Genomic DNA, 11,218 nt, shown 5'->3' on the forward strand with positions numbered 1-11,218 from the left:
GCTAATGCAGGTATCTTCATTATCAATAAAATCAAAGAAGAATTTCCTGAATATATTGACGAAAGTACCCACCAGGAAATTTATGATATAGTTGCAGAATCTATCAATATTGAGGATGAAATATTAGGTTGGATATTCGAAAATGGAGATTTACAGTATATCAACAGAAAAGATCTGTTAAACTTCATGAAATATCGTATAGATGTAAGCTTACAGCAGATTGGCTTTAAAAAGCTGTACCATGTTTCTGAAGAACAATATGCCCCTATGGTTTGGTTTGAAGAAGAGATTTTTGCAAATAGCTTAGACGATTTTTTCGCAAAGCGCCCTGTGGAATACACCAAGCATGATAAAAGTATCAGTGCAGACGATTTATTTTAATATTGACCCCTATAACAAACGAGTATACTATGCAAAACCTTTGGTGGCTTAACGAAGAAAGCGAGCAAATATTAAACAGAGGATATTTATTAAAAGGAGAAACTCCTCAAAAAGCAATCGAACGTATTGCCAATGCTGCTGCCAGGCGATTATATAAGCCAGAACTGGCCGAATCATTCATCGAAATGATCAGCAAAGGCTGGATGAGTTTAAGTTCTCCTATCTGGGCAAACATGGGAACCGAAAGAGGATTACCTATCTCCTGTTTCAACGTACACGTACCAGACCATATTGAAGGTATTACCCACAAATTAGGTGAAGTAATTATGCAAACCAAAACTGGTGGTGGTACTTCGGGATATTTCGGAGAATTAAGAGCCAGAGGTACTGCTGTTACTGATAATGGTAAAAGTAGTGGTGCAGTAAGTTTCATGAAGCTTTTTGACACAGCAATGGACACTATTTCCCAGGGCGGTGTTAGACGCGGTGCTTTTGCTGCGTACCTGGACATTGACCATTCAGATATCAAAGAGTTTTTAGATATTAAGAATATTGGTAATCCTATCCAAAATCTGTTTTTCGGTGTTTGTGTACCAGATTACTGGATGCAGGATATGATTGATGGCGACAGGGAGAAAAGAGACGTTTGGGCTAAAGTTTTAGAATGCAGACAGCAAAAGGGTCTACCTTATATCTTCTTCTCAGACAATGTGAACCGTTTTAAACCAGACGTTTACAAAGAGAAAGAAATGCCTATCTATGCGAGTAATCTATGTTCAGAAATTGCATTACCTTCATCAAGAGACGAGTCTTTTGTTTGTTGCTTATCGTCTATGAACCTGGAATTATACGACGAGTGGAAAGATACCGGAGCTGTTAGATTAGCAACCTTCTTTCTTGATGCTGTTATGAGCGAATTTATAGAGAAAACAGAAGATAACCATTATCTGAAATCTGCTAATAATTTTGCTAAAAACCATAGAGCTTTAGGTTTAGGTGTAATGGGGTGGCATTCTTACCTTCAAAAGAACATGATTGCTTTTGAAAGTTTGCAGGCTAAACAATTAACCAATACCATTTTCAAAGATCTACAGGAGAAATCCCTGAAAGCTTCAGAAGAGTTAGCAAATATTTACGGAGAGCCTGCTTTATTAAAGGGATATGGACGTAGAAATACTACTTTAATGGCTGTTGCTCCTACTACCTCTTCTTCCGCTATTTTAGGACAAACTTCTCCTGGTATAGAGCCTTACAGCAGCAATTACTATAAAGCAGGTTTAGCAAAAGGTAATTTCATCAGAAAAAACAAATACCTGAAAGCTTTATTAGAAGAGAAAGGTATCGAGAATGAAGAAACCTGGAGAACCATTATGCTGAACCACGGTAGTGTACAACACTTACCAGAGTTAACTCAGGAAGAAAAGGATATCTTTAAAACTTTCAAGGAGTTAAGCCAGTACGAGATTATATTACAAGCTTCAATCAGACAAAAATATATCGATCAGGCTCAAAGTTTGAATATCAACATCCCATCTAATTTACCTGTTAAGGATGTGAACAATTTAATCATCGAAGCATGGAAATTAGGCGTTAAAACGCTTTATTATCAAAGAAGTCAAAGTGTTTCTAAGGAATTTGTATCAAACCTGGTGACTTGTACAAGCTGCGAGGCCTAATCATACTCTTTCAAAAGAAAACATTAAACTATTTAAAATTAGAGCTCCTGCGTTGTTAGCAAATGCAGGAGCTTTTTTTATGCCTGTTTTGCAGACTGCTCTTCCATTTGTTCTAACGCACTTTTTCAACAAAACTCCCCTTATGGTAGAATAACCAGTACCATTAGACGACCTCTTCCCTGCTCCGGGAAACAGTTCTCAAAAATTCTTGTTAACTTTAATATTAACCTTAAGCGACATATATTATGAGTAATACCACAGCAAAGGCTATGCAAAAAATGGTAGTAAATAACCAAACTTACCATTATAGCTCGTTAAAAAACCTTGAGGGAGGAACCGTAGATCATTTACCTTTCAGTATCCGTATTTTGCTGGAAAATGTTTTGCGAAACTATGATGGTTTTAGTATAACAGATGAACATATCCATACTTTAATAAATTGGTCGCCTGTACCTATCGATAAAGATATCCCTTTCAAACCTGCCCGTATTTTAATGCAGGATTTCACAGGCGTACCGGCAGTTGTAGACATGGCTTCTTTGCGGGCCGAGTACGTTCGTCATGGCAAAGATGGACAAAAAATTAACCCCGCTATTCCCGTTGATTTGGTTATTGACCATTCTGTTCAGGTAGATTTTTATGGAACAGATTATTCTTATAACAAAAATGTAGAACTGGAATACGACAGAAATAAAGAGCGTTACGAATTATTGAAATGGGCTCAGAAAGGATTACAAAACTTCACTGTAGTACCTCCTGGCATGGGGATTTGCCATCAGGTAAATCTTGAATATCTTGCCAAAGGAATTATCGAACGTGATGGTTGGCTATTTCCGGATACCTTGGTTGGAACCGATTCTCATACACCTATGGTTAACGGAATCGGCGTGATTGCATGGGGCGTTGGTGGCATAGAAGCAGAGGCTGCAATGCTAGGACAACCCATATTCTTTACCTGTCCGGAAGTTATTGGTTTAAAGCTAACAGGAAAAATTCCAGAAGCCTGCACCGCAACAGATATGGTTCTTTCCATTACAAAGATTCTTCGCGATGAGGGTGTTGTGGGAAAATTTGTCGAAGTATTTGGCGATGGTCTCGATAATCTTACTGTCACCGACAGGGCAACTATAGCAAATATGTCTCCCGAGTTTGGATGTACGGTTACTTATTTTCCTATCGATAATCGTACGCTGGAATATATGTATGGCACAAACCGTACAGCCGAGCAAATCAAAATTGTAGAACAATATTGTAAAGAAAATCTGTTATGGCGTACCGGTAAAGAAAATATAACTTACTCATCTGTTGTAGAATTTGATTTATCCAGTTTAGAACCAACCGTTTCCGGACCTAAACGCCCACAAGACAAAATTCTGGTAAAAGATCTAAGCAATAAGTTTTCAGAACTACTCGAAAAAGAACATAACAGAAAATATCACCCACTCATTAATCGCTCAGAATCAGCATGGTTAGCAGACGGAGGTTCCGGCACAGAGTTTACCTTTGGTAAGGTACCGGTAGAAGGCAGTTCTCCGCATCAGGTAGTAGCCGAATCTATACAATCGGTTCGTATTAAACATAAAAATAAAGAGTTTATATTAAGTGATGGAAGCATTGTAATAGCAGCCATTACAAGTTGTACCAATACTTCCAATCCTGCGGTTATGATTGGTGCCGGTTTGCTGGCCCGCAATGCTGTTGAAAAAGGATTGAGAACAAAATCCTGGGTAAAAACATCTCTGGCTCCAGGTTCAAAAGTAGTAACTCAGTATCTGGAACGCTCCGGCTTGAATACCGATTTAGATGCACTTCGGTTTCATACCGTAGGTTATGGTTGTACATCCTGTATCGGAAATTCTGGACCTTTACCACCACATATCGCAGAAGCTGTAGAAAAAGGCGAACTGGTTGTCGCTTCGGTACTTTCCGGAAACAGGAATTTTGAAGCCAGAGTACATCCTCAGGTAAAGATGAACTTTCTAATGTCTCCAATGCTTGTGGTAGCCTATGCACTGGTTGGGCGTATCGATATCAATCTTCTGGAAGATCCGTTAGATTACGATCCTAACGGAAATCCTGTTTACCTAAAAGATATCTGGCCCAGTCGTGAAGAAATTGCCACTACCATTAATGAATGCGTAAAACAGGGTGATTTCCAGGAAGTATATGACGTAATTTTTGACGGCTCAACAGATTGGCAAAATCTGGAAGTAAGTTTAGACCAAAATTATAAATGGAGTAATGATTCCACTTATATTAAAGAAGCTCCATTTTTTGAAAACTTACAAGCATACCCGGAACCAATTACCGATATTTCTGGGGCACGCGTTCTGTTATATTTAGGAGATTCAGTAACTACCGATCATATTTCTCCGGCAGGGTCATTTCGGGAAGACAGTGCTGCAGGACAATATCTTATGTCTCATGGTATAGCGAAAGTAGATTTCAATTCTTACGGTTCTCGCCGTGGAAATCATGAGGTAATGATGCGCGGTACATTTGCAAACGTTCGTATCAGAAATAAAATTGCCGATAAGGAAGGAGGTTTTAGCCGATATTTCCCAACCAATGAAGTAAAAACCGTTTATGAAACTGCCATGACCTATCAGCAAAGCAAAACACCGCTAATTGTATTGGCCGGAAAAGAATATGGTTCTGGTTCTTCACGTGATTGGGCAGCTAAAGGAACATTTTTGCTGGGAATCAAAGCGGTAATTGCGGAAAGCTTCGAACGCATCCATCGTAGTAACCTCGTAGGCATGGGAGTAGCTCCATTGGTATTTATTAATGGCGAAAATGCAGAAATACTGGGGTTAGACGGTTCCGAAATTTACAGTATCAGCGGACTTGCAGAAAACCTGGTTCCTCATAAAATATTAGATGTTAAAGCAGTGCATTTTAATGGTAAAACGATAGAGTTTAAAGTTAAAGCCCGCTTAGACTCTGCTATTGAAATAGAATATTATAAAAACAACGGTATTCTGCAATATGTATTAAGAGATTATCTAAAAAACAGCTAATCCTTAACAAAGAAATATCACAATAATTATCAGCAAAGTCGGGGCATATAAAATTCATAATACCCGACTTTGCGTAACTAATATTTCGTATTAACTTAATTTCACAATTTTACTGTCTTTAATAGACTCATCACACGCAAAAGCAACCTTCAAACTATTTACAGCATCTTCGTTATGTTCTGTTAAATCTAAATCCTCTTTAATAGCTTTAAGAAAATATCTCTGTTCTCTTTCACATAATTCATGATGATCAGGCTCATCTTCCAGATTTATCCACTCATCAACCCCTTCAAACTCGTTATTAGCATTCAATTTTGAATAGTGAATTCTCAGAGATTCTGTGGCTGTATGAGCTGCCACAGAATCCGAATTACCTTCGCCCGCAGCCTTTTGCGCAATGATAGAAACAGAGCCTAAAGGCCCTATAATGTCTTTCACGAAAAAAGCTGTCTGACTCATCATAGGCCCCCAACCAGCTTCATACCAGCCAATAGATCCATCATCAAACTTAATTTGCATCTGCCCGTAATTGTAATTCCAGTCAGGCACATCATCAGTTAATCTCGCACCAATTGCGTGAACCGACGTAGGGGCAGATCGGGTAATCTGGCACATCACATCTATATAATGTACGCCACAATCTACTATAGGACTCAGGCTCTTCATTATATTTTTATGGGTTTCCCAGTTACTGCCAGAACTTTGCTGATTTAAATTCATTCTCATTACCAACGGACGTCCTAGAGTTTTGGCAATATCCACAAATTTAATCCATGATGGGTGATGTCTTAAAATATAACCAACCACTAACTTTTTATTGTATTTACGGGCAGCATTTACAACATTTTCAGCTCCTTCCACAGAATCGGCTACAGGTTTTTCAAGAAATACATGACATCCGTTTTGTAGCGCTTTAATGGCGTATTCTTCGTGAGTATCCGGATATGTTGAAATACAAACAGCATCTGCTGATGTAGCAGCTAAGGCTTCGTCAAAGGATGAAAAAAGCTGATAGCCCCCACCCAGTTTTTTATTCAATTCGACCTTACTTTCTCCGGTAGATACCAAACCGCAAATTTCAAAATCGTCAATATTATGATATGCCAGCGCATGAGAGACGCCCATATTTCCACATCCAACAACTAAAACCTTAATTTTCATATATAATTAAACTTCTAAAACGTAAGCAACCAATACCAAATATCACCCAATTAACGACATTAAGCAATAATATTTAGAAGATTAAATCACTTCATTATTTCAGTCGGTATCTGTTTATCATTCAGAAGTCTTTCGTAAACCAATTAGCTATATTTATAAATTATTCTTTTTCATTTCTTTAACAGCGTAATCTACTGCCCTGGCTGTTAAGGCCATATACGTCAGAGATGGGTTTTGTGTTCCTGTAGACGTCATACTCGCTCCGTCTGTAACAAAGACATTTTTACACGCATGCATTTGGTTAAAACCGTTAAGTAATGAAGTTTTAGGATCTTTTCCCATCCTTACACCTCCCATTTCATGTATATCCAGACCGGGACTCTGCTTCCTGTCTCTTGATTTTATATTTTTACATCCCGATTTATCCAACATATCAGCAGCTTCTTTGAAAAAATCATCTCTAATCTTTCTGTCATTATCATCATAGTCGACGTCAATTTTCAATAAAGGTATACCCCAGCTATCTTTTTCTTCTTTACTTAATGAAACTTTATTCTGCTCCTTTGGTATTGTTTCGCCCTGCATCATCATAAATATGCTCCAATCGCCTGGCTCGGCAACTTCGTCTTTATAGTTAAGGCCTATCTGGTCGCCTTCCACAGCATGCCCCCACGAAGCCCTGTTTGCACTGTAAAACACCATATACCCTCTAAGGAAATCCGTTTCCTGTTTATAAACATTCTTAAAATTAGGCATCATAACGGCTGTTGGACGGCGTCCGTAGTAATAGGTATCCTGGAAGCCCTCCATTTTTGCAGAAACAGTTCCCATATAATTATGGAAAGCAATATATTTCCCTAAGAGACCGTTATCATTTCCTAGACCCACCGGGAATCTGGAAGAAGTTGAATTAAGCAAAATCTGATTAGTATTTAATGCAGAAGCATTTACAAAGATTACTCTTGCAAAGTACTCGGTAGCTTCCTTAGTTAAACGGTCAATTACTCTAACTCCAACTGCTTTATTCTTGTTATTATCATAAATAATAGAGTGAACAACGGCATCCGGGCGAATTGTAAGATTGCCTGTCTTCGCCGCCCAGGGCAAAGTAGAAGAATTGGAGCTAAAATATGCACCAAAGGGGCAGCCCCGCCTGCATAAACTTCTTGCCTGACATTGTCCCCTGTTCTGTTGCAAATGTATATCCTTTGGCTCTGTAAGATGTGCGCATCTTCCAATAACGACATGTCTGTCACGAAAATTAGACATAATGCTTTTTTGAATAGATTTCTCAACAGCATTCATTTCCCATGGTGGCAGAAATTCACCGTCAGGCAAGGTTTTCAAGCCATCCTTATTACCGCTAATACCTGCAAATTTTTCCACATAACTATACCAGGGTGCAATATCGGCATATCTTATAGGCCAATCTACTGCAAAACCATCTCTCAAAGGGCCCAGGAAATCGAATTCACTCCATCTTTGGGTTTGTCTCGCCCATAACAAAGATTTACCGCCTACCTGATATCCCCGTATCCAATCAAAGGGCTTGTCCTGTATATATGGATGAGTTTTATCATCAACAAAAAAATCTTTTGTATCTTCCCCAAAAGCATAACATCTGGAGATAATGGGATTTTCTGCTTTTAATTTCAGAGGCATTCTTCCTCGGTTTGGAAATTCCCATGGATTTTTTAGCGCTGTAGGATAGTCTTTAATATGCTCTACATTTCTTCCTCTTTCAAGTACCAGCGTTTTCAGACCTTTTTCGCAAAATTCTTTAGCTGCCCATCCTCCGCTAATACCAGATCCTATAACAATAGCATCGTATGTATGCTGCTGTTTTCCTTCAATATTTAAATTTGCCATAAAATATTTTTAATTGAATGCCCAGGCCTTCTCTCCTCTTTTATATGCGATTTCTCCTTTGTAATATCCGGGTATTGGAACGTAACGAAGACATGTTGTCATTCCAGCTTCAGAAGTGAAGAAACTAAACACTATTAAATTTTTTAATTTCGCATAGTTCGTGTACGCCACATTTTTAAGATCCTTATTACTGCTGGCTTCCCTGTCAAAAGCTTTTAGTAATTCCAGTCGCTGATTCTTATTAAGCCTTACAAAATCTTTCTTAAAACGCTGGATAGCAACTTCATTTATGGTAGAAATACATTTTATAATATCTCGTCGTTCTTTTAAAGTATAACAGTCCTGCAAATGTCCGGCAATAAACGGAGCAACTCCAGCAGCTTTTGCGCCTGGTATTTTTTTGTTAGCCGGAATAATTGTTTCAGAAATCTCTGCAAGCAGTAAAATCTGCTGGCTGTTTAAAATATCGTCCGAAAAATCGGCCAGGTTATTACCCCATACCAAAGGAGGGCTAACAACACACCCAGTTCCAAAAATTACGAGGGTCTTCAGTAAGTCTCTGCGTCTCATGATAAGTGATTTTTATGTCGTTAACCTAAGAAATCGTTTTTGCACTGTTAGTTCCAAAGCTTTATAAATTGGTTTAAAAGGTTAAAAAAATTTAATATGTTAACGTAAACGAATACTATTTTAAAAATAAAAAAGCATAAAACAAAATGCTTATATGCTTTATTTTAACTAGCATAAAAAACAAAGAGGTTCGCACCTAAAAGCTTAAATATTTAACCATGCAGAACAGCAAATTAATCTTGATAAATCAATAAAAACTTCCATAGTCGGCATAAACATATTTCTAAAATATTTGTTTATGAGATATGATTAACCCAGAGACTGTACTTATACATGCTTCCCGAGTAGGAAACATAGAAGTAATAAAAGAACTCATTAAAGAAAAAGTGAACCTGAACTGCCTGAATGAAAAAGGGTTCACGCCTTTAATTATTGCCTGTTACAACAATAAGTACGAAGCTGCTGAGGTTCTTTTAAAGGCTGGTGCAGATGTAAACAAATCTGATTTTGGTGGTAATACAGCCTTAATGGGAGTTGCTTTTAAAGGGTATAAAGACATTGCCGAATTGCTGATCCGCTTTGGAGCTAATTTAGATCTGCAACACGGAAACGGCGGTACGGCGCTCATGTTTGCCGCTATGTTTGGCAGAAATGATTTAGTAACCTTATTATTAGAAAATGGTGCCAATGCCAGTTTGGTAGATTCAAGGGGACTTTCTGCGCTTGACCTGGCAGCACAGCAAGGTAATGAAGAAGCTATTTCTTTGTTAGAAAAAGCTATGGGTAGTCCTACAAATTTTTAGCATCAGTACACAATTACAATTACCATATTAAAGTCCAGCCCATTTTACAAAAGGTTTCCCTTCACTTAAAATGGACTGAACTTATAAAGTCTATGTTATGCAGGTACCTGACGGGCCTTTTCTCTATCCCAAAAACGGTGCATAGCAATTGACCTGATAAATTGTGGAAGCAGCTTATCTGGTTTATTCACTATAATTCCTTCTCTCAAAACATCCTTATCAGAAAAATCGTCCGGAAGTTTATTGGCAAAATAAGTAGCTTCCAGGACCTGAATAGCATAATCATCGGCAGCAATAGGTTTACAATGTTTAAATGCTTCATTTAAAAAATGAATGGCATTGGCTTCAGCTTCTATTGTTGCCACACTATTCACTCCAGACGGTACATAAACCGCATCGTACATAACAGATGCCGCAGTCAGTAAACTATGGTCTACAAAAATCTTCTCATCATTTAAAGACATCACATAGCCAAGCTTCGGAGCAACAATTTCTACGGTAGCACCTTCCTTTTCTAATCCCGCTCGTACCAGATTCACCGATTCTTCGTCTACTCCGTCCGCCACCAAAAAAGCAATCTTTCTGGAAAGAATACTATCTTTAGGCGTATTCTCCATACTTAAAGCCACAGATTTTTCTATGGATGACTCTATTAAAAGTGGTTCGTATTCAAACTCTGTCGTATCTGCCGGAATTCCTTTGTTAATTGGCGCTTCGGGAACTTTAACAGAAATTCCTAAAGCATAGGCTACGGCAGCTGCCAGCTCTTTATCTACAAACGATAGAATACCAACCATGCGTTGTCTGATAGCTTCGTCACGTACTTTCCCAAGTTCAAAAGAGAAAGCATCTATAATATGATTTTGCTCTGCTCCAGATTGACTATGATAGAACAAACGAGCCTGACTAAAATGGTCCTGAAAACTTTTGCTTCTTGCTCTTATTTTTCTTGCATCTATCTTTTCCTGATAGCTAACAAAGCCGCCATCTTTTTCTTTAACCTGCAAAGGATGACCGTTGCCTATTGAATTTGGATTGTAACTTGACTTTCCTCTATCTATAGTTTGGCGCATATAACCATCGCGCTGGTTATTACGAACAGGCACAATGGCTCTGTTAATCGGTATTTCATGGAAATTGGGGCCACCTAACCGTATTAGCTGTGTATCGGTATAGGAAAATAACCTGCCCTGCAGCAGCGGATCGTTTGTAAAATCTATGCCGGGCACAATATTTCCTATATGAAAAGCAACCTGTTCTGTTTCTGCAAAGAAATTGTCAGGGTTTTTGTTTAATGTCAATTTACCTATACGTTGTACAGGAACCAGTTCTTCTGGAATGATCTTAGTCGGGTCCAATAAATCAAACTCAAATTTATGCTCATCTTGTTCAGGTACAATCTGTACCCCTAGCTCCCATTCCGGATAATTTCCTTTTTCAATAGCCTCCCATAAATCTCTACGATGAAAATCGGGATCTTTACCTGATATTTTTTGTGCTTCATCCCATGCTACCGAATGAACACCCAATATCGGTTTCCAATGGAATTTAACAAAATGCGACTCTCCTTTCCCGTTAATAAGACGAAATGAATGTACACCAAAACCTTCCATCATTCTATAACTGCGTGGAATAGCTCTGTCACTCATAAGCCACATAATCATATGCGTAGACTCCGGCATTAGCGAGATAAAATCCCAGAAAGTATCATGTGCAGATGCTGCCTGTGGAATTTCAT

At 38.4% G+C, this 11,218-nt stretch carries 8 protein-coding genes; 4 read left to right on the top strand and 4 right to left on the bottom strand.

Annotation, left to right across the window (positions count from 1 at the left end):
• The 3 genes from ABWO41_RS09940 to acnA all read left to right on the top strand — a co-directional run.
• Positions 1–381: ribonucleotide-diphosphate reductase subunit beta (locus ABWO41_RS09940; RefSeq protein ID WP_353137232.1), on the top strand; the 381-nt coding region annotated here is incomplete at its 5' end.
• A 29-nt stretch (positions 382–410) separates the two neighbouring features.
• Positions 411–2,057, top strand: coding sequence for a ribonucleoside-diphosphate reductase subunit alpha (locus tag ABWO41_RS09945; protein WP_353137234.1), 1,647 nt, complete (start codon positions 411–413; stop codon positions 2,055–2,057).
• Positions 2,058–2,302: 245 nt separating this feature from the next.
• Positions 2,303–5,077, top strand: coding sequence for an aconitate hydratase AcnA (gene acnA / locus ABWO41_RS09950; protein WP_353137236.1), 2,775 nt, complete (start codon positions 2,303–2,305; stop codon positions 5,075–5,077).
• Between the two features lie 90 nt (positions 5,078–5,167).
• On the opposite strand, the gene ABWO41_RS09955 is transcribed toward acnA, so the two are convergent.
• The 3 genes from ABWO41_RS09955 to ABWO41_RS09965 all read right to left on the bottom strand — a co-directional run bounded on the left by ABWO41_RS09955 (position 5,168) and on the right by ABWO41_RS09965 (position 8,677).
• Complete coding sequence (locus ABWO41_RS09955; RefSeq protein ID WP_353137238.1) at positions 5,168–6,238, bottom strand: Gfo/Idh/MocA family protein; 1,071 nt, start codon at positions 6,236–6,238, stop codon at positions 5,168–5,170.
• Positions 6,239–6,391: 153 nt separating this feature from the next.
• Positions 6,392–8,107 carry a GMC oxidoreductase gene (locus ABWO41_RS09960; protein ID WP_353137240.1) on the bottom strand — a complete coding sequence of 572 codons (1,716 nt, stop codon included), beginning with the start codon at positions 8,105–8,107 and terminating at the stop codon, positions 6,392–6,394.
• A gap of 9 nt (positions 8,108–8,116) precedes the next feature.
• Positions 8,117–8,677 carry a gluconate 2-dehydrogenase subunit 3 family protein gene (locus ABWO41_RS09965; protein WP_353137242.1) on the bottom strand — a complete coding sequence of 187 codons (561 nt, stop codon included), beginning with the start codon at positions 8,675–8,677 and terminating at the stop codon, positions 8,117–8,119.
• A 305-nt stretch (positions 8,678–8,982) separates the two neighbouring features.
• Here ABWO41_RS09965 and ABWO41_RS09970 point away from each other — a divergent pair, with 305 nt between their 5' ends.
• Entirely contained in the window at positions 8,983–9,480 is a 498-nt protein-coding gene (locus tag ABWO41_RS09970; RefSeq protein ID WP_353137244.1) for an ankyrin repeat domain-containing protein, read from the top strand.
• Between the two features lie 95 nt (positions 9,481–9,575).
• Here the strand turns inward: ABWO41_RS09970 and ABWO41_RS09975 are convergent.
• On the bottom strand, positions 9,576–11,218 hold a 1,643-nt coding region (locus tag ABWO41_RS09975), incomplete at its 5' end, for a catalase (protein WP_353137246.1).

This window comes from Pseudopedobacter sp. (genome assembly GCF_040392825.1).
Taxonomy (GTDB): Bacteria; Bacteroidota; Bacteroidia; order Sphingobacteriales; family Sphingobacteriaceae; genus Pseudopedobacter.